This window comes from Streptomyces sp. CB03238, assembly GCF_002099185.1.
In the GTDB taxonomy this organism is placed as follows: Bacteria; Actinomycetota; Actinomycetes; order Streptomycetales; family Streptomycetaceae; genus Streptomyces.
Genome location: NZ_NBCN01000043.1, coordinates 1 through 26,620, shown reverse-complemented (window position 1 = coordinate 26,620; position 26,620 = coordinate 1). Strand labels below are relative to the sequence as shown.

At 68.4% G+C, this 26,620-nt stretch carries 17 protein-coding genes and 2 pseudogenes; 8 read left to right on the top strand and 11 right to left on the bottom strand.

Translation table 11 applies throughout. From position 1 onward, the window contains the following. Positions 1 to 193 precede the first annotated feature (193 nt). On the top strand, positions 194 to 1,270 hold the full coding sequence (locus BKD26_RS37790) for a pentapeptide repeat-containing protein (protein ID WP_084907647.1): 1,077 nt from the start codon (positions 194 to 196) through the stop codon (positions 1,268 to 1,270). Between the two features lie 78 nt (positions 1,271 to 1,348). Here the strand turns inward: BKD26_RS37790 and BKD26_RS41855 are convergent. After that, a pseudogene (locus BKD26_RS41855) lies at positions 1,349 to 2,059 on the bottom strand (transposase); the annotation flags it as partial. Positions 2,060 to 2,359: 300 nt separating this feature from the next. Between BKD26_RS41855 and BKD26_RS37780 the strand changes: the two are divergent. Continuing rightward, positions 2,360 to 3,019 carry a class I SAM-dependent methyltransferase gene (locus BKD26_RS37780; RefSeq protein ID WP_084907628.1) on the top strand — a complete coding sequence of 220 codons (660 nt, stop codon included), beginning with the start codon at positions 2,360 to 2,362 and terminating at the stop codon, positions 3,017 to 3,019. 544 nt (positions 3,020 to 3,563) lie between these two features. Here BKD26_RS37780 and BKD26_RS37775 read toward each other — a convergent pair. The 7 genes from BKD26_RS37775 to BKD26_RS37750 all read right to left on the bottom strand — a co-directional run bounded on the left by BKD26_RS37775 (position 3,564) and on the right by BKD26_RS37750 (position 18,044). Next, entirely contained in the window at positions 3,564 to 5,057 is a 1,494-nt protein-coding gene (locus BKD26_RS37775; RefSeq protein WP_084907626.1) for an IMP dehydrogenase, read from the bottom strand. Between the two features lie 416 nt (positions 5,058 to 5,473). Further along, on the bottom strand, positions 5,474 to 6,472 hold the full coding sequence (locus BKD26_RS37770) for a peptidogalycan biosysnthesis protein (RefSeq protein WP_084907624.1): 999 nt from the start codon (positions 6,470 to 6,472) through the stop codon (positions 5,474 to 5,476). A gap of 129 nt (positions 6,473 to 6,601) precedes the next feature. Further along, on the bottom strand, positions 6,602 to 7,552 hold the full coding sequence (locus BKD26_RS37765; RefSeq protein WP_084907622.1) for a fatty acid desaturase: 951 nt from the start codon (positions 7,550 to 7,552) through the stop codon (positions 6,602 to 6,604). 26 nt (positions 7,553 to 7,578) lie between these two features. Next, positions 7,579 to 14,781, bottom strand: coding sequence for a non-ribosomal peptide synthetase (locus BKD26_RS37760; protein WP_179166858.1), 7,203 nt, complete (start codon positions 14,779 to 14,781; stop codon positions 7,579 to 7,581). Further along, positions 14,778 to 15,491: a DUF6875 domain-containing protein gene (locus tag BKD26_RS40750; protein ID WP_179166857.1), complete on the bottom strand. Its 714-nt coding sequence runs from the start codon at positions 15,489 to 15,491 to the stop codon at positions 14,778 to 14,780. Before BKD26_RS40750 ends, BKD26_RS37760 begins: the two co-directional genes overlap by 4 nt. Continuing rightward, positions 15,488 to 16,498 carry a TauD/TfdA family dioxygenase gene (locus tag BKD26_RS37755; RefSeq protein WP_084907618.1) on the bottom strand — a complete coding sequence of 337 codons (1,011 nt, stop codon included), beginning with the start codon at positions 16,496 to 16,498 and terminating at the stop codon, positions 15,488 to 15,490. Before BKD26_RS37755 ends, BKD26_RS40750 begins: the two co-directional genes overlap by 4 nt. Positions 16,499 to 16,811: 313 nt before the next feature. Next, the gene (locus tag BKD26_RS37750) at positions 16,812 to 18,044 is read right to left on the bottom strand and encodes an ATP-grasp domain-containing protein (RefSeq protein WP_084907616.1); all 1,233 of its coding nucleotides are present in this window, start codon (positions 18,042 to 18,044) and stop codon (positions 16,812 to 16,814) included. Positions 18,045 to 18,530: 486 nt separating this feature from the next. Between BKD26_RS37750 and BKD26_RS37745 the strand changes: the two genes are divergently transcribed. From BKD26_RS37745 to BKD26_RS37740, 3 genes are all read left to right on the top strand, one after another. Further along, entirely contained in the window at positions 18,531 to 19,850 is a 1,320-nt protein-coding gene (locus BKD26_RS37745) for an MFS transporter (protein WP_143662782.1), read from the top strand. A gap of 139 nt (positions 19,851 to 19,989) precedes the next feature. Further along, a complete protein-coding gene (locus tag BKD26_RS42180; protein ID WP_277622446.1) occupies positions 19,990 to 20,124 on the top strand; it encodes a hypothetical protein in 135 nt (44 codons plus the stop codon). A gap of 117 nt (positions 20,125 to 20,241) precedes the next feature. After that, a complete protein-coding gene (locus BKD26_RS37740; protein WP_084907612.1) occupies positions 20,242 to 20,796 on the top strand; it encodes a hypothetical protein in 555 nt (184 codons plus the stop codon). Positions 20,797 to 20,950: 154 nt separating this feature from the next. Here BKD26_RS37740 and BKD26_RS37735 read toward each other — a convergent pair whose 3' ends face one another. After that, positions 20,951 to 21,829, bottom strand: coding sequence for a hypothetical protein (locus BKD26_RS37735; RefSeq protein WP_084907610.1), 879 nt, complete (start codon positions 21,827 to 21,829; stop codon positions 20,951 to 20,953). An 81-nt stretch (positions 21,830 to 21,910) separates the two neighbouring features. Here BKD26_RS37735 and BKD26_RS37730 point away from each other — a divergent pair, with 81 nt between their 5' ends. Next, positions 21,911 to 22,984 (top strand): transposase family protein, encoded by a 1,074-nt coding sequence (locus tag BKD26_RS37730; RefSeq protein WP_347106117.1) that lies wholly within the window; start codon positions 21,911 to 21,913, stop codon positions 22,982 to 22,984. On the opposite strand, the pseudogene BKD26_RS39615 reads toward BKD26_RS37730, so the two are convergent. Next, positions 22,965 to 23,896 (bottom strand): annotated as a pseudogene (locus tag BKD26_RS39615) (IS5 family transposase). The gene BKD26_RS37730 and the pseudogene BKD26_RS39615 overlap by 20 nt on opposite strands. Before the next feature lie 689 nt (positions 23,897 to 24,585). Here BKD26_RS39615 and BKD26_RS37710 point away from each other — a divergent pair. Further along, positions 24,586 to 24,825, top strand: coding sequence for a hypothetical protein (locus tag BKD26_RS37710; protein ID WP_084907604.1), 240 nt, complete (start codon positions 24,586 to 24,588; stop codon positions 24,823 to 24,825). Next, entirely contained in the window at positions 24,825 to 25,202 is a 378-nt protein-coding gene (locus tag BKD26_RS37705; protein ID WP_084907602.1) for a fic family toxin-antitoxin system, toxin component, read from the top strand. The genes BKD26_RS37710 and BKD26_RS37705 overlap by 1 nt, the downstream gene beginning before the upstream one ends. Before the next feature lie 478 nt (positions 25,203 to 25,680). On the opposite strand, the gene BKD26_RS41850 is transcribed toward BKD26_RS37705, so the two are convergent. Beyond that, a complete protein-coding gene (locus BKD26_RS41850) occupies positions 25,681 to 25,995 on the bottom strand; it encodes a hypothetical protein (RefSeq protein ID WP_241519035.1) in 315 nt (104 codons plus the stop codon). Positions 25,996 to 26,620: the final 625 nt, after the last annotated feature.

Here is a 26,620-nt window from a genome sequence, read left to right as displayed (position 1 = left end):
CCGCAGCGACGGACAGCGAAGCCCGGCACGCCAGCGGACAGCAGCACGGAAGACGGAACCAACTTAGCTTGTCGTTTTAACGTCCGGCGGGGCCCGCCGGACGTTAAAACGACAAGCTAAGATCCCATCCCCATGGGGGGGACCTCTTCGTGACCGCTCGCGCCTGACCCGAACCGTTGTTGTCGCGTTGGCCGTGCTGGCCGTGCTCGCAGCCCTGGGCGTTGTGCTTCTGATTTTTCCGGGACTGGTGGTCGACCATGATCTCGCTGGTGGCCACCTCGCCGCGACGGATCGGTTAAGAGCGGTGAACAACGTGCGCAGCACCCTCCTGCAAGCGGTGGGCGGCGCGGTCGTGCTGTTCGGCGCCTACGCCACATGGCGGCAGCTGCGCGTCAGCCAGGAAGGGCTGAACGCCACCCGGGAGGGACACGTCACCGATCGCTTCAGCCGGGCCGTGGATCAACTCGGCAGCGACAAGCTGGACGTGCGCATCGGGGGCATCCACGCTCTGTGGCGAATCGCGGACCACTCACCCCGCGATCATGAGGCGATCGTCTCCCTCATGGCAGCGTATCTTCGGACACACCTGCCCTGGCCGCCGCACGAGCCCGGCTCCCCGGCAGCGGACGCGTCGATCAACTCGGTCCGACCGCTGGAGACCCGCGCCGCGGACGCCCAGACCGCACTGACCTGTCTCGGCGTCCTGCGCCAGGACCCGCGCCCGCAGTGGCTCAACGTCAGCCTGGCCGACCTGCGTCGAGCCGACTGTGACGGTCTGTGGCTGTGCGGCGTCAACTTCGACGGCGCGTGCCTGGAGGCAGCAAGCGTCTACAAGGCCAACGTAAGCAAGGCGTCACTGATAGCGGCCAACCTGCGGCATGTCGAGTTCGGCACCTCGATTCTCCAGCAGGTCCGCTGTATCGAAGCCGATCTGCGAGGCGCGCGCCTGGTCAAGGCCGACATGCAGAGGGCGGACTTCTCCCGTGCGGACCTGCGGGAGGCGAACCTGCGCAGCGCCTATGCCCAAGACGCCGTGTTCGCCGGCGCGGACCTGCGCATGGCCGACCTGCGAGGCTGCGACCTCAGCGGCGCCAACTTGCAGCAGGCGAAATTCGAGGGCGCCCTGGCGAGCGACCTCACCATCTGGCCGGCCGGATTCGACCCGCGCACCGCCGGCGTCGTCGTCACCGCCGACCCGGGAGCGGAACCGGACAATCTGCTGCCGGCAGCCGCGATCACCAGGCAGGTCCCGCCCCTGCAGTCCGACTGATGCCCGCGCACAACGCCTGTCGGCCTCGCCTCAGGTCGGCGGTCGCCCCGATCGGCGGGTCGAGCCTGAGTTCGTCATTCATCCAGTTCGCCGGGGTTTCGTTCCCACCTTGTGGTGGGCAGGACGGCTGAACGCCCCGCCAGTGGCAAGCACTCTTCCCACATCGTGCCGGGTGGCCGGCCGGCGGTGGGCCAGCGCCTCGGGGTTTGGGAACACGGGACGGGCAGGCCAGGTGAGCGCGGATGTTCCTGAACCCCCGGCGGACCCGGGCCGGAGTGAGCCGGTCGGGGGCGGTGGGTTTCTGCCAGGGCCGGCGAAGGTCTTCGGCGAGCGGCCGGGCGAGCCGCAGTTGGTGTGAGCGACGATCAGGATCCACGTCCAGCGGTCCGCCGCCTCGGGACTACGGAGTTTCGGGGTGGTCCAACCGAGGGTCTGGTTCGCGAAGCGGAAGGTGTGCTCCAGATCGAAGCGGCGGAGAAAGGCCCGCCAGAAACGGTCCACATCGCCCGGGGTGGCACCGGTTTTCGAGGACCACCACACCGGCGGGGCGTCCCGTTCCTTCGACAGGTGCTCGACCTTCAGACGGATCAACGTGCCTTCGACCAGCGGAAGTTCACCCTCGTGGTCAAGCCATAATGAGCGGTGAGTGAGCCGGGGGTGGACTCGGTCCCATGCCTGGGTTTCGGCCTTGCCGTAATTGGTGGTGTCCGTGACCGTGGTGATCGCGGGCTCGGGCCAGGTCTCCGGCTTGGCAAAGCGGAATTCCGGGCCGTGCTTGGGCGGCCGGCCATTGACGCCGTCCGCGACGCATTGCGCATCAACGGCACTATCTCGATGTCCACGTCCACCGAAGCACCGCGACGTCCGCGATCGACGGGAATAACCGCTCCTTGAGCCGGAGCATGACCTCTTCCACGACCCCGAACTGTCAGCCCAACGGCCGGGCCGACGGGCCATTTTGGGGCGACTTCGGGTATGGCTCGAAGAGGTCCGGCTGTCACTCAGAGTGGCCGTGTCACAGAAGTTGAGCCAGAACCGCTTGAAGTGAACAACGATCACGTGGGTGCGGGCCCTACTAGAGTCGCCCGCATGCCTGATCTATCCCACCTCGCCGCCGTCCGGGAGTCGTACGACACGGTCGCCTCCGACTACTTCGAACAGGTCAAGCCTCCCGCGGAGCTGGATCCGCTGTCACGGGGGATGCTGAACGTCTTTGCAGAGGTCGTGCGAACGGCTGGTCTCGGGCCCGTCGCCGACCTGGGATGCGGGCCTGGCAAAGTCACGGCCTACCTTGCGGAGCGGCAAGTGCCTGCGTTCGGCATAGACCTATCGCCCGCCATGGTCAAGCTGGCCCGTAGTGCCCACCCAGATCTGCGTTTCAGCGTCGGCTCGATGACCTCGCTCCCGATCGAGGACGACAACCTCGGAGGCATCCTCGCGTACTACTCCACCCATCACACACCACCGACGTTGCTGCCGGTGTTGCTCGGCGAGTTCCACCGCACTCTCGCGCCTGGCGGCTGTTTGATGCTGGCCAGCCACGTAGGGGCCGACCAGCATCTACGTCCCACACAGGGATACGGCGGTCATCCGGTGTCCTACGAGTCCTACCTGCTGCCGCCTGATCGGATTGCCGAACTCCTGCAGCAGGCCGGGCTCGTCCTCACTGCACGTCTGGTGGAGGAACCCATCGAAGGGGCTGAGAGGACTTTCGCTACCTTTTTTGCCCACAAACCCGAACGGCCATGAGGTTCGAATCCGTCCTGGGGTGGTGAAGTGGAGTTGGTGAAGACGGGCACACCTATGTCGACCAGGTTGAGCTGGCTTGGCGATGGCGGCGTCGAAGCTGACCTGAAGGCCTTCGACTTCCCCGAGCCAGCCATTGCCGCAGGCTTCGCGAAGGGCGACGGCGGGGCGGGCGGGCGCCGTAGCGGACAACGACGGCAGACATCAGGCGGCGGGACGGCAGCACCGCACGGGCGAGCAACACGGCGCCGGCACACGAACGCCGGGGCGGCCGTGCCGACCCGGCTCCGTGTCGGCACGGCGGCAGCACAGCAGGGTTCAGCAAGCGCTGGCAGGAGACGCGACGGCGGCCCAGCGGCGTCGCCCAGTCAGCGCGCTAGGGCGCCGGACAAAAGTCCTTCGAGGCCAGGACTGAAGCGAGAAGGGTCAGGAAGATGGCCGGGCTCGTCGGAGCCGCCGGAGTGACGGCAAACGACCCCGTGCCGACCAGCGCTCAGGCCGAGGGCACGGGGCCGCCGGCGGCCAGGCAGCAGCCCGGCCAGCCACGTCACTCCCCAGCGTCGATGGCGGGCCGGCGTACCTCGATCTCCGCCCCGGTCTGCTTGAACGACTCCGCCGACACCGGAACCAGCACCGCATCCCGATGGAAGTCCCGCAGGTTCGTCGACCCGCAGCTGATCATCGTGGAGATCAGCTTGGCCCGGGTCCGTTCCACGTTGTCGTACAAGCTGCCGGCGTAGGGCACGTAGCCGTCAACGCCTTCTTCGAAGACCATCTGGCCGCGCTGACCGTACCGGGCCGCGTTCTGTGCCCGCCGCGAGCCCTCGCCCCAGTACTCCTTGTACCACTGACCACCGATCTGCAGCTTCCGCGACGGGCTCTCGTCGAGCCGGGCGAAGTAGCGGCCGAGCATGATGAAGTCCGCTCCCATCGCCAGCGCCATCGCCATGTGCGAGTCGTTGAGCAGACCCCCGTCGCAGCACAGCGGCACGTACATCCCTGTCTCCTGGGCGTAGGCGTCGCGCGCCTCGACCACAGCGAGCAGCGCGGAGGCTTGCCCGCGGCCGATGCCCTTCTGCGCCCGCGTCGTGCAGATGGCGCCGCCGCCGATCCCCACCTTCACGAACGCCGCGCCCGCATCGGCCAGGTAACGGAAAGCCCGCCCGTCGACGACGTTCCCCGCGCCGATGAAGACATCCCCTCCGTATTCCTCACGGGCGAATTGCAGGGTCTTCGCCTGGTATTCGGAGTAGCCGTCGGAGGAGTCCAGGCACAGCACGTCCGCGCCAGCCCCCACCAGAGCGGGGATGCGGTCCTTGAAGTCACGGGAGTTGATGCCGGCACCAACTCGCAGACGCTTCTCGCTGTCTACGGTCGCACGGTGGTACGTCTTGTGGGCCTGGTAGTCCCTCTTGAGGACCAGGGAGACAAGCCGGCTGTCCTCGAGTACCGGCAGCACGTCCAGATGGTGCTGCCAGATCAGCTCATTGGCTTCGGACAGGGAGATCGAGGCCGGCGCGGTGACCAGGTCGTCACGACCCCGCATCCGGTTGCCGACGACCTCGGAGGCCCCGTGACGCTCCAGATGGAAGTCGTCGAGGCTGATGATCCCAAGAAATTCGCCATCCGCCTCACCGCTCCGCGTGACGACCGCCACGCCCTGCTCGGCCTCGGACAGCTGCCGGGCGACCTCGCCGAGAGGCGTCTGCGGCCCTACGGTGACCTCGCTGGTCCGGAAGCCAGCCTTGTGTCGCTTCACCGCCAGCACGTCCGCGGCCTGGTCCTCGATCTGCTGATTCTGATGGATGAACGACAGCCCGCCGACCTGCGCCAATGCCACCGCCAGGGTCGGTGACGACACCGCCTGCATGATGGCGCTCACCATGGGTGTGGCAACCCGGATTCCCGGCTCCTCACCGACCCGGTGACGCACCAACGGCGCCCCGAGGTCCACATTGTCCGGAGTGCAGGCTTCTGTGGTCAGGCCCGGGATGAGGAGGTATTCACTCAGCGTACGAGAGATCTCGGGGAGGATTTTCACGTCGTCTCCAAAAAGGAGCCTGCAAGCCGATAATGAGGAATTGGCGAGGCTCGTGCGGGAGTGCGTGGCCCAACTGCTCGGGGTTGCACAGGCGCTGACTTTCAATACGCCATACGAGATGATACCGCACTGCACGACACCAGCTTTGTGTCCCCTATGTCTGGGTTCACCGCGTTTGACAGGCGCGGCGGGCAGCCGTCGCGGCGGCCGTAGGCGATGTTGCCCGTCCGGCAAGTCGGAGGGTGCGGATGGCCAGGTAGCGGAAGTGGCCATGGTTTGTTTTCGATTCAGGACTGACCTGGGATGCGTCCTTGTGGAAGGTCATATCCCTGATCCAGTGCAGGCTTCCACCGCGCCCCACTGGGTCAGCTCGTAGTGCCGATCCGGGCGGACTCGGCCCCACGACGAGCACCGCGTCACGCATCAATCACTCGCAGGGTCGTCCTACGCAGAAATCCCGCGCGGTAGGCATTCGTATCGATTTCGGCATCGCGCGACAGGACCTCCAAGTGCAACGAGATGGCGGGCTCCGGGTCCTGCTGGGCGTCCTCCCTGAGCCATGCGGCATCGGTAGCGTGACTGGTCGGGGCGTCGCCGTGGTAGGCGATGTGAAGGCTGGGGTCGGAGAGGGCGATCAATCGAAGCACCAAATCCGCCTCGTCGGCGGCTTGCACAGGGTGGGCGTTCGGCTGCAGCAGTTTCAGCGGGACAGGAAAGAGCCCGAATCTGCTCTTGAATACGAAGAGCCCGGGCTGCACTAGATGACCGTAGGTGCTTGGGTCGCTGCCCAGTGAAATCCACCGATGGCCTCGCTCGCGGGTCTCCTGAAAAGCGGTCAGGTAGAGCGACCGGGCGAGGTTCCCATCCCGCTCTCCAGTTCCGAGGGCGGTGAAACGGACGCGGACGATCGACATCGTGGCGTCGATTTCGCACAGGCATGCGCCGACCAGGTCGCCGTCCGCGTCCTCTGCCCTGACCATAAAGTAGTCCTCCGGCCTGTCCAGCAGCCGCTCCCGAAATCGCCGGGCGAAGGGAACGCCGTTTCGCAGAGTGGCGACATGGGCTTCGTACACCGTGAGGAACTCGTCCATCTGAGTGGGATCCAGCGGTGACCTTGAGGCCAACGTGACTCCTCGTTCCGCCAGGGCGGCAGCGCTGCTTCGGGCGCCGCGCTGTGAGCGGCGCGACATGCGCATCAAAAAATCCTCTTCACTCGCACAAGCGGGCGCGAGCCAGGTGATCCAGCCGGGCTTGACCGTGAACCCCGCCTCACGAAGAGGCTGCCAGGCCGTGATGTCGGGATCCTTGACCCGCACCAGGTCGACGTCCGGTTGTTCCTTGCGCCAATCGCGCCCAAGCGCCTCGTCGATTCCGGCATGCACGATTCTGATGCCGTTCTCATCGCTTATGTTCACGTTATCCATTCTTCTGTCGCACACGCTTGCGATGCGCTGCGCGTATCGCGATGCTATTGCGCCCCGTGCGTCTTCAAGCGGGCCGTCCTGGTGTTCTGCCGCTGGCCACTGAGGGATCGGAACCTGCGTCTACGGCTCTCCCCGGGAACGGGCCGCCCGGGCGTTGGCCGAGGCCTCCTGCGCAATGGCCCGGAAGAATTTCGGATAGCTCGGCGAGGTGTGTGCCGCGAATACCAGCGTGATGTCGTGCCGGTTCCGCAGCTGGTTGATCGGCACCACCATGGCAGCGTGGTGCTCGATGTGCAGGTTGTTCCCGTTGGTGTACCAGGTGCTGAACCAGCTTCCGGTGATGGAGCGGGTGTTGTTCAGCACGTCGGTGGAGGAGTTGTCGCACATGATGTGCTCGGGCAGCTCGACCAGGAAGTGCAGGGGGACCGCGACGAGCAGCGGGAGCAGCCAGACCCACAGCACGAGCTCGCCGTGGCCGAGGGCTGCCAGCGCCACCGCACCGAGGATCGGTATGGCGAACATCCGGTACTCGGCCACCACTTCGCGCTCACGGTCTGGGGAGATCTGGCCTACGTCGTAGGACCAGGCGCCGGCCCAGCAGCGGACGATGTCCGTCATGGCACCGAACAGCCGGCCGAAGGCCAGGGCCTCGCGGATCAGCGCCGACCAGGTGACTGGCTGCCGCGAGTCGAAGCCGAAGAACTCCGAGTCCTGGTCCGTTCCCAGGTAGCGGTGGTGCTGGAGGTGCCGCACCCGGTAGTGGCTGTACGACACCAGCATCGGCACGCCCAGCGGCACGCCCGCTAGCCGGTGCAGGCGGGCTCGCCGGAAGGCCGAGTGGTGCAGGCACTGGTGCTGGAGCTCCAGCCAGTGGGCGTACATCGCACCGATGAGCATGACACCGAGCACTCGGACCGGCCACGCCTCCACGAAGAGGGCGAGCACCACGCCGACGCCCCAAAGGCCATACGCGATAATCAGTTTGGCGGTGAAGACGCGTGCGTCGGCGGCGGTGACCTTGGCCCGCCGGAACAGGTCCTCACGCGACGCAGTACTCGCGTCGGGCGTCATGGACGGAGAACCTTCCCTGCTCATCGTCAACTCGCCGCATCCGGGTTGCGACGCCGCGGACCGTCGGCCGGACCGCTCGCGGCGACGGCCTGGTGAAGTTCAACGGCGGTGAGCATGCTCTTCTGATCTCCTGGGATCGTGGTGACGGTCACGGTGGCGCCGAGGGCATGCCAGGTCTCGGCCGCGCCGTCGCAGCCCGGTGAGACGACCTGGGGCAGGAACAACCTCAGACGGGGCACCTGTCCGGCGGGCTGCCACGAGGCCATCGCGGCGTGACAGCTCAGCCGCATCCGCATCTGGCCGAGCAGCGGGTAGTCGCGCACACCCGGATCGGCGGGGCCGAGAAGGTCCGCGAGGGCTGCGGCACGATCCGGCATCGGCAGATGCCCCGTCGCGGCGAGCGCATCGGCGATGACAGGTTTCGTCTGGTGCGGGACCCCGTACTGCATGTGCGCGACCATGTCGTCTTCCGGGTTGGCCTGCTGCTCAGCCCGTGGTGGGTCCAGCAGGATCAGGTCCTCGATCCGGTCGCCGTCGCCGTCGGCGTGCGCCTGGCGGGCGATCTCGTAGACCAGTGGCGCGCCCATGCACCAGCCGGCCAGGCTGTACGGTCCGGAGGGCTTCGCCGTCCGGATTTGGGACAGGTACCGGCGGGCCAGGGCGTTCATCGTCGTGTCGTCGCAGCTCTGGTCGTGCGGCAAGCCGTAGCAGTCCCAGCCGCGGCCGAGAGCACTGGCCAGCGGCGCGTACCAGTCGATCAGCCCACCGCCTGGGTGGACCATGAACAGCGTGCGCGCGGGGCGGGTGATCGGTGCGGGGGTGAGCGGGACCGTCCGGGCGGCGGTTTCCAGCTCCGCGGCGAACCGGTCGGAGACCCGCTCCGCCTCGTTGGCGGCAAGAAGCGCCGGATCCACGGAGAAGTGGCAGGCGAGGGTGCCTTCCGCGTCAGGAGCGACGGTCACGTCGAGCGGTGTCGGCAGCACGTTGGCGGCGGCGATGGTCGCCCCCTCCGGAGTTCCGGCCGGTCGCAGGACATGGTCGCCCGCGACCTGCTGGTACCCGCCCAGGTAGTTGAAGGTGACCTGCGGCGAGGTGACGGAGCCCAGCTGGCAGCCGAGGAGCGAGTCGGGGTACAGGAAACGCGCCTGGCCGAAGCCGGTTCCGGCGTCCGGGACCGCTGCGAGTTGCCGGTCAATGGCGGCTGCGCCGTCGACGAGGCGGGCCTGATCCACCTCGAGATCGGTGAGCAGGGCCGGGTAGAGCGAGGTCAGCCAGCCGACCACGTTCTCAAGGTCGCCGTAGCCGGACTGGGTTCGGCCGTGGCCTTCCAGCCAAACGTACAGGTCCGGGCTGTCGCTGTACGGGACCAACGCCCGCTGTAGCGCGGCTAGGAGGACGGCCTGGGCGCTGATGTCGTGCAACCGGCGGACGTCGTTGCGCAGGTACGCCGCGGCACGGGGCGACAGGCGGTGGCTGATGCGGATCCGGCTTCCGGCTCCGGCCGCGGGCCTGGCCGTCCCGGCACCGGAGAGCATCGGCGTCGACGCCTTGGCGAGCGTCTCCCAGTGCGTGTCCGGGGCGGGTTCGGCAACGGCCCGGGACGGTATGCCGGGTGCCGCACCGTCGGGCAGGGCTCGCCCGCCCCGCAGTGCCCGGTAGCCGCGTTCGATGTCGTCGGTGAGGATCTGCCAGGACACCGCGTCGACGATCAGGTGGTGGGCGATCAGGTAGACCCAGGTACGGGTGCTGCCCGGGTCCTGCACGATCGCGAACTCCGCCAGCCGGCCGCGTGCGATGTCGATGCGCCGGTGCAGGCCGCGCAGAGCGGTGTCGAGGCGTTCGGCAAGCAGCTGGTCGCCGTCCGGCACCGTGTGCTCACTCACCAGGTCGGCGGCCGGCTCCTCGTCGAGAACGGCGGTCCAGGTGTCGCCGTCGTGGGTGAACCGGGTGCGGAACGCGTCGTGGCGGCGGATCACCCAGGCCAGCGCCGCCCGCAGCGTGGCCGGGTCGCCGTCGTCGGCGATCTCGAATAGGCGCGCCTGGTGGAAGTGGTCCGGGTCGGCGAACCGCTGGGCGAAGAACCAGGCCTGGATCGCAGTGAGCGGGAGGGTGGTCCCGCCCGGTCGGTGTTCGGCCACGGCGATGACGTCGCTTTCGGGGCGGTGAGCGACCAGGTGGTCCAGGGCGCGGACGGTCGGCGCGGTCAGCAGATCCGCGACGGTCACGTTCACGCCGAGGGCCCGTGCCCGAGCGGCGGCCCGGATCGCCTGGAGGGAGTCGCCCCCACAGGTGAAGAAGTCGTCGTCGATACCAGCGTCCGGCTGCTGGAGCGTGTCCCGCCACACCTGAAGCAGCAGCTGCTGGCGCGGCGTCTCCGGCTCGGATGCCGGACCTGTGCCGGTCGTCGCCGGCAGGTCTGGCAGCTGCGATGCCTGGATCTTCCCGGTCGACGTACGGGGAAGCCGTTCCATAATCACGAACCCGGCCGGGAGCATGTAGGAGGGCAGCCGATATCCCGCCCACTCCCGCAGTCGCTCGGGGCGGACGGCGCGGTCGGCCGGAGCGGCGACGTACGCGACCAGTCGCTGCGTCGCTCCGGATTCCTGGAGGAGCACCGCGGCGTCAGCGACGTCCGGGTGCTTCAGCAGACAGGCGGTCACCTCGCCGAGCTCCACCCGGAACCCGCGGATCTTCACCTGGTCGTCGAGGCGTCCGAGGATTTCGAACCTTCCGGCCCTGATCCGGACGCGGTCCCCGGTCCGGTACAGGCGCTGTCCGGCGAGCGGCCCGGTTGTCGGAACGTGGAACCGCTCGGCGGTCAGCTCGGGTCGGTGGTGGTAGCCAGCAGCCACGCCGGCGCCACCGATGTACAGCTCGCCGGACGCACCGGCGGGCAGCAGGTGCCCGTCCGGGCCCAGCACCACCATGCTGTAGTTCGTCAGCGGGCCGCCGACGCTCACCCGCGCGCCCGCTTCGGGGCTTGCCGGATGAAGCCGTTGCGCGGAGCACCAGACGGTGCCCTCGGTCGGCCCGTACTCGTTGTCCAGGGCCACACCGGGGACTCGGACGCCGTGTTCGCGGACGTCGTCCGGGCTGCACGCCTCACCGCCGATCGCCACGACCCTCAGGCGCGACTGCCATCCGACGGGCAGCGTCCGCACCAGCTGGCGGTAGAACGACGCGGTGAAGTTGACGTGTGTGACACCGCATCGCTCGACGAGGGAACGGATCTCTTCTGGGTCCCGGGCGTGGTCGGCGGTGTCCGGTACCACGATCGTGCCGCCCGACCACAGCGTCCACAGCATCATGTGCGGTGCGACGTCGAAGATCACCGGAAGGGTGATCAGGGTCTTGACCGCCAGGCCGGGATCGGTCCCCGCGGCGTCCAGGAACCTGGTACGGGCATGCACCGCGGCGCACGCGTTGCCGTGGCTGGTCAGGACCGCCTTCGGGGTTCCGGTGGACCCGGAGGTGTAGATGAGGTAGGCGCCGTCGGTCGGGCGAACGTCCGCGTCGGCCAGCTCACCGGTGTCCGGTGCCGTGCCGAGGGGCAGTTCGTCGGCGTACACCACGGGCACACCCTCGGGCGCCCCGGAAGACGACACACCGGCGGACGCGGCGCGGGCGGCGACGACGACGCTCGGAGCGGCGTCCTCGAACATCGCGGCGGTGCGGGCCGAGGGCTGGGCCGGGTCAATGCACACGTAGACCGCGCCGGCCCGCAACGTGGCCAGGATCGCCGCGACAAGGCCGATGCTGGCGGGACACGTGATCGCGACGACCGCGCCGGCCCGAAGCCCCGCGTGAGTGAGTCGCCGCTGGATATTCCGGGCATGCTCGTCGAGCTGACGGTACGTCGACGCGGATCCGGCGTGCTCGACCGCAACCGCGTTGGGCCGGGCGGCCACCGCGGCCGCGAACCCGGCGTGCAGCGTGTCGAACGGCACCTGATCGGTCGGCCCGGTACTCATGGCCAGGATCCGTGCCGTCTCGGCGGCACCCAGCAGGTCCAGCTCGCGGACCGGCCGGTCGGCCGCTCGCGACAGCAGGGCCAGGACCCTCTCGAAGCCGCTGAGCAGTTCCTGGGCGGTGTCCGCGTCGAACAGGTCGGTGTCGTACTCCCACAGGATGGTCATCCCGTCGCGTCCACCCCCGTCCGGGTGGCGGGGATCGGGCACGCACACCACGTTGATGTCGCCCTTGGCTGTCGCGTTGTGCTCGATGACCAGACTCGCCTCCACCGGCCCCATCCTCAGATGCGGCCGCGGAGTGTCATGGAACGCGAACATGAGGTTGAACAGCGGGTTCCGGCCTGGATCGCGCGGCAAGTCCAAGCGCGCCAGCAGGTCCAGCAGCGGCAGCTCCTGATGGTCCTGCGCGCCCAGCACGACGTTCATCGTCGTGCGCAGGAGTTCGCCGAGCGAGGCGGCCGGGTCAACGCGCACCCGCAGCGGGAGCGCGTTGACGAACATCCCCAGCAACCGGTCGGTGCCGGGCTGACGGCGGTTGACCAGCGCCGACCCGAGAACGATGTCCTGCTCGTCGGTGTGCTGCCACACCTGCAGCGCGAACGCCGACAGGAACACCGCGAAACGGCTCACCTCGTGCCGGGCAGCCAGGTCGTCGAGGCCGCCCATGACCTCGGCCGGGATGTGGACGCTCAGCCGACCGCCGCGGTACGACCGGGCAACGGGCCGGGGCCGGTCCGCGGCGAAGGTCGCGCCGTCGCGGGGGCAGCCGGACAACTCGTCACGCCAGTATCTGACGTGGTCCGTGTAGTCCTCGGTCTCCCGCCAGGCCTGGTACCAGGCGGCGAAGTCCCGGTACTGCACGGGCAACGACGGCAGGTTCGGCTGCCGACCGGCGACGATCGCTTCGTAGGCGTCGCGGAGTTCGGCCAGGAACAGCTGGGCGGACCAGCCGTCGTGTGCGAAGTGGTGCTCGACCTGCAGCAGCCGCCACTCGTTGGCGGCGAGGCGGAACAGGTGCCAGCGGACCAGTGGCAGAGTGGCCACGTCGAAGCCGGTGGCGACCTCGGCCCGCATCCGGACCGCGAGCTCCTCGTCGCGGTCCTCTTCCGGGATTCCGGTGAGGTCGACGACCTCGACCTTCGCCTCCCAGGGTCCGTGGACGACCTGCACCGGCCCGTCGGAACCGTCGTGGAAGGTGGTCCGCAGGATCTCGTGCCGGGTCACGATGTGCGTCAGCGCCGCCTGCAGAGCGGTGACGTCCACCGGGCCGTGCATCCGCAGGGAGAACTGGGTGTTGTACGCGAGCGCGTCCGGGGTCAGCTGGGTCAGGACCCAGATTTGCTCCTGCTGGCCGCTGAGCGGGAAGGCCGGGACACCCTCGGGTCCGGTCTCTGTGGGCGTGGTGCCGGGCTGGATCAGTAGACGCGCGGACGGTGCCGCGGCACGGATGAGGGCGGCGATGTCCGTGAGGGTTGGTGTGGCGAACAGGGCACTGACGGGAAGGTCCACGCCGTAGTCAGCGGCGACGACAGCGGCCAGCCGGATCAGCGCCAGGGAGTTCGCTCCGAGCATCAGTAGCGATCGGTCCACCGGCACGTCCGCCGCGCCGAGGATGGCCGCGGTCGCGGCTGCCAGGTGCTGTTCCACCGCGTCCGGCGCCTGGGCGGCGGACGGTCCGACCGCGGTCGAGGCCGGGTCCGGTAGCCGCGCCTGGTCAATCTTCCCGGACGTGGTCCGGGGTAGTTCGTGGATGACGACGTACGCGGAGGGGACGAGATACGCCGGAACCCGTTCGCGCAGATGGCGGTCGCAGTCGGCGATAAACGACGCCTCGCCTGCTGCATCGCCGTCCGGACCGGGGGCCAGCAGGGCGGGGTCTGCCTCGGGAACCGGTACCAGGTAGGCGACGAGGAAGGATGACCCGGACTCCGAGGCCACGGCACGTCCGGAGACGTGGGTCTGAAGGATCCGGGGGTGCTCCATCAGGATGGATTCGATGTGGCCCGGTTCGACGCGATGCCCGCCGATCTGCACCTGGCGGTCGGCCCGCTCCAGGAACACGAAGTCGCCCGACGGGTCCTGCCGGACGAGGTCACCGGTCCGGTATGCCCGCTCGCCGTCGACGGTGACGAACCGCTCGGTGGTCAATTCCGGTCGGTCGAGGTAGCCGAGCGCGAGGTTCGCACCGGTGATGACCAGCTCGCCGGTCTCTGTGGTGGGTCGGCCGTCGCCGTTGATGAGGAGGTAGCCGGTGTTGCGTACGGGCTGGCCGATGGTCATCGGCGTCCGCTTCCCGGTCGAGGCGTCATAGACCAGGCCGTAGCTGGAGCAGACACACGCTTCCGTCGGTCCGAATTCGTTGACGAGGGACGTGTTTGGCAGCAGGCGGGCGTGCCGTTCGATCACGGCGGGGCTCCACCGCTCGCTGCCGATCCCGACAGCCTTGAGGCTGGTGGGAGGCCGGTGGGCGGCACGGTCCAGGAACACGCTGTACAGCGACGCCGGGTAGATGAGCTGGGTGACCCGGTGCTCGTGCACCAGGTCGACGGTCCGGGCGACGTCGGTGAGACCGGAAGGATCGATGATCAGCGTGCCGCCGGTCAGCAGCGTCCAGAACATGATGCCGGTGGTGAGGTCGAACGCCGGTGAGTGCAGCAGCAGTACACGGCCGGCCTCGCCGAACACGTCGACGCGCGCCGCCGTGGAGTTCAGCAGAGCCGTGTGAGGGACCAGCACCCCCTTCGGCACGCCGGTCGAACCGGAGGTGTAGATGACGTACGCCGGCCCGGCGGGGTCCACCGCCACGTCCGTGGCCGGAGCCGTGGCCCTCTGGGCGATCAGATCCTGGTACGCCCACACGGGCGCGCCGGTTTGCTCCCGCAGCCGGCCAGCCCGGTCGGCGGTGGTGACGACCAGCGTCGGCCGGGCCTCGGCGAACACCTGACGCAGGAAGGCGTCCGGTGCGTCGGGGTCGAGCGGCAGGTACACGGCCCCGGCGGCGGTTACGCCGAGAACGGTGGTGACGAACTCGGGCGAGCGTTCGAGGACCACGGCCACGATCGGGGTCTGCCCGGACGGGGCGGTAGCCGAGGCACGCACCCCGGCGGCGACCTCGTGTGCTCTCTCGGCCAGGTCCTGGTAGCTCAACGACCCGGACGCGGTGACGATCGCGTCGGAGGTCCGGTGTTCGTGGTAGGCAGTCTCCAGAGCCGCGGCGAGGGTCAGCCCGATGAGGGCGGCCGGGGGATGCAGGGTCACGATGACTCTCCGGAGGGAAGGGCTTGACGGGCGGCACTCAACTGGGCCTCCAGGCCCTCCTGCGCCGCGGGGCTGAGCCGGGGGCCGATGTGCCGCTGATACGCCAGCAGGTAGCTGAGCCGGTCGGCCGGTGGGGTTCCGGGCTGGTCGGCGAACAACAGGTCGTGGGGGGTCATGGCGCGTATGGCGAACATCGGCTCGGGGCAGCGCATCACCGGAAACGCCCGGTTGTGTACGCCGCCGACGTCGCTGTCCGCGTGGAACTCCCCGAGCATCAGGCCGCGTTGGACGGCCTCGGGCCGCAGCATGCGGTGGCCGCCGTCGATGAAGTCGGCGGCGTGCTCGCCGGGCAGACCTGGAAAGAATCCGAGCAGGGCGGTGGACGCCCGGTGCGGCCCGGCGGCGACGTCCTCGAACATCTCCACCAGAAGCCGACCGGCATCGGCAGCATGACGGGGGGTGAACCCGGGCACGGTGATCGCGACCAGCCATACCGTGTTGGCACGGATGGCGGGCGCGAGCCGCGGACAGACCGCCCCCGACCGGCCGAGGTCGGGATGCGGCTGGATGACGAACTCCTCCAGCCAGCGCATCCCGGCCCGGTACTGCGGGTGGCGGTCGAAGGCAGCGGCGGCGTCGGCGGCCCGGGTCAGCGACCCGGGAATGATCGATGCTGCTGCGGCCGAGATCACCGGTCCGGCAGTGCTCACCGGGTTTCCCGCGGGGACGAGTCGGCGGGCGCTCCGTTGTCCGCCGACGGCTCGATCAGAGGCTCACCGGCCACCGCGTACGAGGTGAAGCCGTCCGGGCCGACGGGGATGTCGCCGACGGTCGACGTCCGGTGCATGATGCGGACGGCGCCCTCGATGTGGTCGATGTCGGCGGCGGCCAGGTGCGCCGTGCACCGGTTGTCCCACACTGCCACCGAACCCGGCTCCCAGGTGAACCGGACCGTGTACTGCGGCCTGGTGAGCTCCTCGAACAGCAGGTCCAGCAGCTTGCGGCTCTCGACCGGGTTCATTCCCATAATGCGGGCGGTACGTGACGGGTTGACGAACAGTGCCTTCTCGCCGGTCTCCGGGTGCACACGGACCACCGGATGCACCGCCATCCGCTTGTTCCCGATCATGTCGATGGCCTTCTTCTCGACCGGGTTCGAAGGGTCCAGCTGCTGGGCGGGCCAGAAGGTGTGCTCCGCCTGAAGCCCGTCGATCATTTTCCGGATCGGCTCCGACAGACCCTGGTAGGCGGCCACCAGGTTCGTCCAGTGCGTGTCACCACCGAACGGGGGGATCTCGTCGGCGCGCAGGAACGCAATCGCCGGTGGGTTCACCACCTGCGAGGCGTCGACGTGCCAGCCACTGATGCTGGTCACCCACTTGCTGCGGAACACCGCCTCGTAATCGGCGCCCACCAGCTTCCTGTCGAGCTGCGGAGAGATCGTCAGGATCTGCGGGAACGGTATGAGTTCCTCGGTGTCCTGTTCACGGGCGCGTACGGCAAGCGGCCCGAACCGCTCCCCGAACGCGACATGCGCGGCGTGATCCAGGTGCTGGTCACGGAAGAACAACACCTTGTGCGTGTACAGGGCCTGGCGCAACTGCTCGATCGTGGCGTCGTCGAGGTCGGCTTTCAGGTCGACGCCGTCGACGTACGCACCTATGTAGCCCGCGGCCCGGCGCACGTTCAGCTTGGTGACGGTTGGGGTTTCCGGCATGGTGTATCCCTTGTTTTTATGTCGCGCCGGGTGACGCGACGGAGTTCGATTCCTCTGGCGGCGTGCGCGGTTGCACGCCGGGTATCGAAGTGATTGGCATACGACGATGGCTTGGGTGCGCGGCAGGAGAGACGGACGACAGAACGGGCCTGTCCTCGGCCGCAGAAGGTCCCCGGCCCGGCTCCGGGTCGGGTGTCGAGATGTCGCGTGGTGGCCCTCGACCGGTCCTACACGGATTCGGTCCGGCGTCTTCCGGTGGACGGGGCGGCGACCCCGGGGGCGGGGTGACGGATGACCGCCACCTGCTCCGGGGTCACTCCACCTGCGCCCATACTTCGCGGGCGGCCGCGGCGGCCGCATTGAAGGACAGGTTCAGCGAGTCGGCGACGGTCCGGATCTGGCACAGCGCGCCCCGGTAGTCCACCGGCGGGAACACCTTTTCGCCGATGCGCGCGCTGGGCAGGACCTGCGCGACGAACGGGGCCCGGCCGGCCTCTTCGACGCCGTGGAGGGAGCGGAGCTTGCCTGCCACCGGCGGGTAGACCGTCATGGTGGTGGATGCCCGGCCGTTCTGCTCCAGCGGCGGCAGCTCCGTGCCGAGTGCAGCGGCGGCGAGAATTTCGGCGACCGGGCTCTCCAGGCAGTCATTCATCATCAGGGGAAGCGCGCCACCGGCGGGCCTGATGTTGATCTCGATGATCACGACGTCGTCACCCAGCACGGCGAACTCGGTGTGAAGCATCCCCTGGCTGATCTCCAAGGCGGCCACACACGTCTCGACGGTGCTTCGCATGGCGGCCTCGACCGACGCCGGGAGCTGGACGGGGAAACTGTAGGAGACCTCGCAGAACGCCGGGTTGGGGCCGATCTGGCGGTCGGTGACTCCCAGATGGTGACAGCGGCTCTCCACGATCAGGGTTTCCAGACTGTAGAGCGGGCCGCGGATGTACTCTTCGGCCAGTAGACCTCCACCCACGAACGGGCCGCTGGCGCTCAGCTCGGCGAAGGCCGCGACGGCCTCTTCCGCGTCGCGTACCAGCGTCACGTGCAAGCTGCCGGCGCCCCTGCTGTTCTTGAGCACCACAGGAGCGCCCAACTGCTCCAGGAAGGCAACCAGCTCCTCCGGGCTTTCGGGGGCGCACCAACGGATGTTCGGCACACCCACCTCGGTGTAAAACCGGCGCGCCGAGCGCTTGTCGCGGATCATGCGGACCGCGTCCGGGCTGGGGTACGGGGCACCGACCCTCTCGGCCAGCACCGCGGCGAACTCCACGGCCCGGTCCAGCAGACAGACGACGCCCATTGGACCGCCCACTCCGCGGATCTCGTCGACGAGGGCGGGCGGAACGTCGCCGGTCATGGTGGAGGAGACTCGGTAGACCCGCCCACGGCGTTCCAGCTCCTCGACAACCTCACCGCAGAAACGTTCCTTCGCCACTTCGAGCGGTTGGTCGGTGACGTACGCGGCGTCGAAACCGTTGTCGACTGCCCACTTCACATAGGACATTCCGACGCCGGTCGAAATGGACTCCACGAAGAGCAGCATGAAACATCCCCCGGTGCGGTGAACAGGATCGCGGCGTCTTGCCGGTCCATTGAGTCGCGTCTCGGAGCAGCGCGGTGGAGCCCCGAGTTCGATGGTGGCGGCTCACGGCTGCGTCCAGCGGTCGCCCGAGATGCCGGTCGCAAAGCGGCCTCTTTGGACGAACACACACGGCGGACCCTACGTCAATTTGTAGGATCAGGAAAGATCTTGGCGTCAACCGGCCAAAGGTGCAATGACCGGCGGACCAGGACCGAGAGGCCGTGTGAGCTGCGGACATGTGTACAGTGGCGCTGCCGCAGGCCGAGTTGGGCGGCATGGAGCGCTCCTGGGTCGTGGACGTACGGGGGATGAAATCGGTGCATGTCCGGATGGCGATGGCCGAGTGACCGACTGGCACCTTCGTAAGAACATCCAATGTGAAGTTTGAACTGGTGGTGCTTCGATGAGAGTTCCTGCTCATGCCTCACCCACCCTCCGGTGGGCGACATGAGGGTCACCGACAAGTTCGGCGTCCTGGCCGAGCCACGCTTCCGTCTCTTGTGGATCGGCCGTACGACGTCGGCGCTGGGCGACGCGATGATGCCAGTGACGCTCGCGTTCGCGGTCCTGTCGGCTGGCGGTAGCGCGACCGACATCGGGCTCGTCATCGCCGCCACCATGGTCGCCCGCATGGTGCTGCTCCTCATCGGCGGCGCGCTGGCCGACCGGCTGCCGCGACGGCTGCTCCTCGGCGGCAGCGACCTCTTCCTCTTCGCGGTCCAGGCGACCGTCGGTGTCCTGTTCCTGGCCGGCCACCGCAGCTTGACAATTTTGCTGGGCACGGCGATCTGTTACGGCGCCGCCTCGGCGGTCACCCGGCCGGCCGTCGCCGGCATCGTGCCTCAAACCGTCGACCGGGCGAAGCTGCAGCAGGCCAACGGCCTGATGGAGCTGTCACGTGGCGCGGCGCAGGTGGTGGGACCGGCCCTGGCCGGTGTGGTGGTGGTGACGGCCTCCGTCGGGTGGGTGTACCTGCTCGATGCAGTGACCTTCCTGGTCAGTGCCATCACCCTGGCGTTCCTTCCCCTCCCGTCGATGCAGCGCACCGGAGGCTCCCGCATCCTCAAGGAGGTCGCCGCCGGGTGGAGCGAGGTCGTCCGCCGACCCTGGTACTGGGTGACCCTCTGCGGCCACGCCATCTGCAACGTCGGTTCCAGCGCGTTCTACGTCTTGGGGCCGGTCGTCATCGCCCGTCAGGTGGGCGGCGCCGCCAACTGGGGCTTGGTGAGCGCGAGCATGGCCGTCGGCGCCCTCCTCGGCGCCGCCACTGCCATGCGCTACCGCCCGCGCAGGCCGCTCGTCGCGGCGCATCTCGGACTCCTCCTGTCCGTCCTGCAACTCGCCGCCCTGACTGGGCATTTTCCCACAGTCGTGATCATGGGGTCGGCTCTGGTGAGCGCGGCTGGGGTGGCCTTCGCGAACAGCCTGTGGACAACGGCGATCCAGCGGCTGATTCCCGAGGAGCTGCTGTCCCGCGTGTCGTCGTACGACTGGCTCATCTCCTTCACGGTTGCGCCACTCGGATACGCCGCTGTCGGTCCACTGTCCGAAGCGGTCGGCGCGACATGGACGTTGGAGATCGCGATCGCGTTCGCGGTGGCCGGCGTTGCGACCGTGCTTCTCGTACCGCGCGTCCGTCAGCTTCGGCAGACCGGCGAGGGCGACCTGCACGGCTGGCCGGACCTCGACGACCGCGCGACGGACGACACACCGGCTACCAGCGACACTGCCTGCACGACGACGGCATCGCCGGAGTCAGCCCGCTGATCCTCCGCGAGGAGGGCCACCGCTTTCGAATTCGCTGGTCGCTGGCGATTTCGTTGTTAAGACCTGTCCCGCAACTGGGCGGCGCCCCCATACCGATCCCGGATCGGACCATGTCAGTGGTTGGTGACAGGATCCAAGGGTGCTGATCAAGGGATACGACGACGGCCCGCTGGTGGCGGGCGAGCCACTGCTGACCCGCCCGGGCTTCTGGTCGAACTACCTCCTAGGACTTGTCCGGGCGATCATGTGTGCAGCGGATTACCGCGATCGCTGAGGTGAGGTGCCGAGGACGCACGGCTGCGTTTGCCGTAACGGGCGGCGACGGCCCAGGCACGAACCCGAGCACGCCCTGCCCCATGTGCTGATTGGCGGAGACGGCATGATGGGGATTATGAAGTCTCTCGCCGCGGCGGGCCTGCGGATCGTGGAAGGGTGGACCGAGCCCGAAGGGCTCATTCCGCCCATCGTCACCGGCCAGGCACCGAGCTGCCCTCCCGAGGAAGGGCGCGTCGAGGCCATGCTGGACGTCCTCGACCCGCAGCTGCACGAGAAGGCGAACGCCGACTGGTACCGGCTGTCGGTCGAAGGAGGGCTCTTCTCCGAAACCGACCGCAGGTTCCTGCTCGCGCTCAGCCCCGAGGAGGACCGCCTCTCTCGGTGGTTCTGCGTCGAGCTGCAGAGTGAATGGGACATCATGGGCAAGGGGGCTGCCGGCCTGCTCGGCAGCGCCCCCTACCGCCCCGAGTTCAGCATGCTCTCGCTCGACGGGAACGTCCTGTGCTTCGCGACAACGTGGGAGCACGACATCAGCACCTCGGTGCTGACAGCGCCACACCGTTCTCAAGTCCTCCAGCGGTTCGCCGAATGGGTGGCGAGCGGAGTGATGGACGAGCCGGACGAGCCGCCGCTGAGCCCGGCGGTACGCCGCTGGCTCGACAGCCACTAACGACTTGGTACGCGATTGAGGTCGGGGCGTGCTGGCCTGGCGGCTTGACTGGTGGGTGATCAACAGGCCGTCCGCCTGTTGCGCATGAGTTCGGTACTGGTCCGGCACCGGGCCGGTCTGCGGGCTGCGTCCCGCGCATTCACGCGAAGGCGGGTTACAGGCCCAGGCGGCGCAGGGCCACCGCGACGTGGCCCCGCAGGGAGCGGTCCCAGCCCTCAACGGCACCGGAGACCGCGACCGCGTCGGCGTGCACGAGGACGGTCAGTGCCGCGTCGGGCAGTGCCGTCGCCTGTCGGCGGGCCAGGGCGATCGCGGCCGTGACCCGTACCACTTCGTCGGGTGAGGCAAGGCCCGTCGTCAGGGCTCCGAGTTCATCGGAGCCGGGGTGTCCGGGCAGGTGGGCAAGTGCGAGGTTCGCCGACGCCCGCGCGTCGGCGGTGTAGCACGACACGGCGGCGAGCGCGCCCGGCAGTCCGGGCACCCGGGAGAACCAGACCAGCAACGCCGCCGCGAGGGTCACCACGGCGGGGTCGGGATCGTGCAGCCACCTCAGGAAGGAGGCCGTATGGCGCTCGGCCGCACGGTAGGCCTCGGCGGCCCAGTGCAGTGCCACGGCGTCGGCTACGTCGGCGACGGCATCGATGTCCGGGTCCTCCTCCTCGAAGAGAACCCGGAGCACCGCATCCTCGTCCGCCGGGCGGACCCGGTCGGCGTCGGCGAAGGCCCGCGTGGGTTTGAAAGGCAGTTTGTCGTCGCGCAGGTTGCCGATGGCGACGGCATGCAGTACGTGGAGGACGGTGTCCCGGTCGGGAGTCGAGGGAGTGTCGACGAGAGCGACGAGCGGAGCCACCACATGCGCGCTGGCTGGCCACCGGGTGCCCTGGTGGTAGACGCTACTGGTGAGGGCCGACGTGGCCGCACGGCGTACAGCCGGGTCGGAGCCGGACAGTGCCGCCAGATGACCCGGGACGTCCGCCGCCCGGCCGTAGGCGTGGTACAGGCCAGCCCAGTCGGTCGACGGTGGGATGCTCACGGATCAAGAGGCTAACAACTTGTTACCCGGTGGCGCGGGGCCGGCCGTGACATGACGACGGTCTCGCGGGTTGAGTGAATTGTGACGCCCTCCTCCGCCCGCGCGGTCATGTCCCACCCTGCCTTCTGTGGCCTTGACCGTGCACATCTCGGCGATCTGATCGAGGAGTTGGCCGGTCCGTGGACGGCGCGGTGCGAAGCCGCGCTCCGGGAACGACGCGGGCGCAACCGTCAGCGGGCGGCTGGTGCCGGACCCGATCACCAGCTGGTCTTCGTCGACCGGGTGCTGGTCACCCTGGTCTATCTGCGGCTGCAGCTGCCGCACGCGGCGCTGGCCAAGCTGTCTGGGGTGACCCGGCCCACCGTCACCCGCGCGATCCACGAGATCCGTCCGCTGCTGGCTCGGCGTGGCTTCGCCGTCCCCCAGCAGCCCGGCGTGCGGCTGCGCACCTTGGCCGACGTCTTCGCCTACGCCGAGGCCGAGGGGGTCGGCCTGCGCGTCGACGGCACCGAGGTACAAGTCCGCCGTCCCCGCGCCGGACGAGCAGGCCGCAAGGCGTTCGTGTCCGGCAAGAAGAAGCAGAACACCGCCAAAACCACCACGATCAGCGACGGCTCCGGGCGGCTGCTGTGGGCCGGGGCCCACCGGCCCGGCCGCATGCACGACCAGACCGCCGTGCGCACCGAGGGCATCGCCGAGCAGTTCCGCCTGCACTCGAGGGTGAAAGCCGAAGTGGACGAGGGCTATCGAGGAATGGCCAACGAGTTCCCCGACCAGGTCAGCGCCCCGCCGAAGAAACCGAAGGACGACGCCCCGCTCGGAGAGCGGCATGCCTGGCGTGAGCGGCGCCGACGCCAGTCCTCCAGGCGGATCTGCGTGGAGCATGTCATCGGCGAAGAGAAGAAGTGGCGTCCGCTGCAGCGGTACATCGGACGGCGCGAGTACTACCCCGAGACGCACGCCGCCATCGTCGGCTTGGTCTCCGACCGCGCCGCCCGCAGACCGGCCCGGCGCCGCACGAGCACCGAAACTGGTGCCCTACCAGCGCACGGCCGGTTGACCACCACCAGCCAATCCGCCAGGCCAGCACGCCCCGACCCCAATCGCGTACCAAGTCGTAAGAAATTTGCCCGACTCACATTCGGAGCCAGATAGCAATGGCTGCCACTGTGGCAGTGCCGAGGAAGACGTAACCACGTTTGTCGTAGCGAGTCGCGACCGCCCGGGACTGCTTCAAGCGGTTGACTGCCCGCTCAACAGTGTTGCGCTTCTTGTACCGCTCCTGGTCGAAACCGGGTGGCCGTCCGCCGCGTGAGCCCTTGCGCAGGCGGGCGGCCTGACTGTCACTCTTCTCCGGGATCGCGTGGCGGATCCCCCGCCCTCACAGGTACTCGCGGACGGGGCCGTTGCTGTATGCCTTGTCGGCAGCGAGGCTGTCCGGCTTCACGCGTGGTCTACCTGCACCGCGTCTGGGAACGTGGATCTCCTCCAGCACGGCGACGAATTGGGTGCAGTCCGCCCGCTGACCTGGAGTGACGATCAGGGACAACGGGCGGCAGTGTCCGTCCGCGCTCAGGTGGAGCTTGCTGGTGAAGCCGCCGCGCGAGCGGCCCAGGCCCTCACCTCCAGCACCACCTCCACCAGGCGGGCGACCAGGCTCTGCCACGAACTCTCGTCCTGATGTTCCCCCTCTTCGGCCCCCTTTGAGGAAGGTTCCGGAGGCGGATCGGTGCGGGCACCGGCCGCATGCTGATGCGCGCGGACGATGGTGGAGTCCACTGAGATGTCCCAGTCGATCTCGCCCGCCGCGTCAGCTGCGGCCTGGGCCTGTTGGAGGAGACGTTCCCAAGTGCCGTCGCCCGACCACAGCCGGTGGCGCTCGTAGACGGTCTTCCACGGGCCGAACCGTTCGGGCAGATCACGCCACTGCACGCCGGTCCGCACCCTGTGCAGAATCCCGTTGATCACCTGCCGGTGATCCCGCCACCGGCCACAACGTCCGTTGCTGACTGGCATAAACGGCCGCAGCCGTTCCCACTCGGCATCCGTTAAGTCACCCCGCCCCATACGCACATCAACGATTCAGGCGAGCGGCAGTCACATGATCGGCCGGACAAGTCCTAACTGACCCGCAGCCAGGTAGGAGGGGCAGGACAGGCGGCCATCTTCTGCGCCCGCGCACACGAGAATGGACTTGTTGGCGCGCCACCGTCCAGGCCGCCGTCGCCAACTGCTCCCCGCGCACGCGGGAATGGACCCTCCCGAGCCGAAGTTCTCCTTTACATCGTCAGCGGCTCCCCGCCACGCGGGGATGGATCCCCGGCCGGTCCGCCCGGTGGTTGCTCGGCTACTGCTCCCCGCATACGCGGGGATGGGCCCCCGTTGGCGGACGTTGTACTCCGTGCCAAGCGCTGCTCCCCGCGCACGCGGGGATGCTCCCAACCCCGACGGATTCCGGCCCGGGGTGCGTGTCTGCTCCCCGCGCACGCGGGGATGGATCCCGAAACGCCGGATGCTTCGAAGTACATGACACCTGCTCCCTGCGCACGCGGGGATGGACCCTCGGCAGGTGCCGCCATGCCACTCGACGTGGCCTGCTCCCCGCACAGGTGGGGATGGTCTGGAGTGTGGAGAGATGGCCAGCTGCCCGCGCGTGTGGGGAGGCGATGTCGCGGTCTCTGCCGCCTGATAGGCCTGTGGCGCTGGCTGGACCCAGCACCTGGGCGCTGGATGGTAACAACTGTTACCATCCGGTTATGGCGAAGACGCAGATTGGTGCCCGTGTGGATGCGGAGATCGCGGAGCTGGCTCGTAAGCGGGCTGCGGACCGCGGTATGTCGGTGGGCGACTACCTAGCTCATCTGGTCCTTGAGGACGCCAGCGGACTTCGGGCTCGGGCGATGGGTGCGGCGGAGCGCTTCCTTGCCGAGCACCAGGCTCTCTTTGATGAGGCTGAGGAGTCAGAGCGGGCGGGCAAGGGCCGGCAGGCTGCCTGATGATCTTGCATATCGATGTGCCGTGGATCCTTCAGGTCGCTGAGATCGCCGGGGCCGGCGACCCGGCGCCCGACGACTACGGCGTTCCGGTCGCTGCGTGTGCCCGGCATCAGGCTGAAGTGCTGGATCAGCCGGTCTACGACGGGCCCTACGCGCGTGCTGCGGCTCTGGTCCACACGCTTGGGCGCTGCCGCTGGCTCGAGCGCTCCAACCTGGCCGTGGCCGCCGCGACTGGTGTCATGTACCTCGAAGCATCCGGCATCTCAGTCAAGCCCACTGCCCAGAACGCAGCCGCGATGAGGGACCTTCTCCTGGACAGCGGATGCACCGCGGGCCAGATCGCTGCTCAACTGCGAACCTGGCCCACTACCACCTGACTGCCGCTCCCCGCGCACGAGCGGATGGACCCTCAGGGCACGATGCGCCAGTGGCCCGTCTGGCTGCTCCCCGCGCACGTGGGAATGGACCCGCCGGAAACTCTCCCTCGCCCGGGGGTCGGGACTGCTCCCCGCGCACGTGGGGATGGACCCGGGGCGCGTTCCCTTAGATCCGTCGGGCTTCTGCTCTCCGCGCACGCGGGGATCCGCATGCGTCGGAAGCAGCCCTTGTCGCGTATTTGAACCTGGACAAGAAGGGCGCCAAACCACTGTTTCAGATCTTCACGGAGCGTGAGGAATGCAAGGCGACGGCCGTGGGCCACACCGTTCGCCGAGTGGGACAAGACCTTCGGTGACCCCGCCTCTGCGCGGCCATCACCGACCGAATCACCTTCCGCTGCACCTTCACCCAGACCGGAACCGACTCATACCGCTTCCGCATCACTGAAGCGGAACTCCGGACGCCATGAACTCCGGCTCAGCACTGCCACAGGAAGGCGGCGTGAGCGCAAGGTTCGCAGGCAAAGGCATACGCACTGCCGCAGCCGCCGAAGTTCATCGCCGTGCTGTGATCGGGGCCTTCCTCAAGCTGGACGATCAAAGGCATCGGCTGGTCGCACGAGGGGCATGTGGGAGTCTCGTCCCTTTGGACCCACGCGGGCACTCCGCCGATCTGCCCGAGCACGTCGGACTCTGGCCGGCCCGTCTTCTCAGCCCATACTTCGCGGGCCCGGTCGTAGTCCACTTCCTCCTCGGGTTCCTGGATGATCGAGCGGACCGCACCAAGGGTCACGACATCCTCGCCAGCCCCCTCGCCGAGTTGGGGCAGCGGCAGCGGTTGAAGACACCCTCAGCCGGGAAGAGAAGTGCCCGGTTCCCGCCCGAGGTCGGAGGCCAGTCGTCGCACATGCCGGGGTCATTCTGGCAAGCGAACAGGACGAGGATCTTCCTGCCCGGGCCAGCCGCCTCCTCAACAGAGTCGCTGACGTCATCCAGGACTATCTGGGCCAGGAACTGCAGCGGTCCGGCGCAAGAAGAACAGCAAGGCCACTCAGTGCCGGTGGGGCCAGTGGTATTCCACCGGTCCGGGTGGCCAGGGCATCCGGCGGGAGCGGGCCTGCGTCGATCATCAGGGTTGTCATGGGCCAGGACTCAAGGTCACCACTACGACACGTCCGCTGCCAGCACGGTGGTGGCGACCACCCAACGGCAAGAGGCCGGGCCCGCGACCGCTCCTGTCAGGGACACGGGCCGGCAGAGCCCGGGAACCACGAGCTTGGGGCTGAGCCCCCCTTGCGGGTGGTTGACTCTCGACGTCGCGGCCGCTTCCAGGCACTCCACTGTCAGTGGCCCGTCGTACCGTCTAGAGATCTTTAACGGCGGGGGTTACGCGGTGTGAGGTCGAGTCCGGTCTTTGG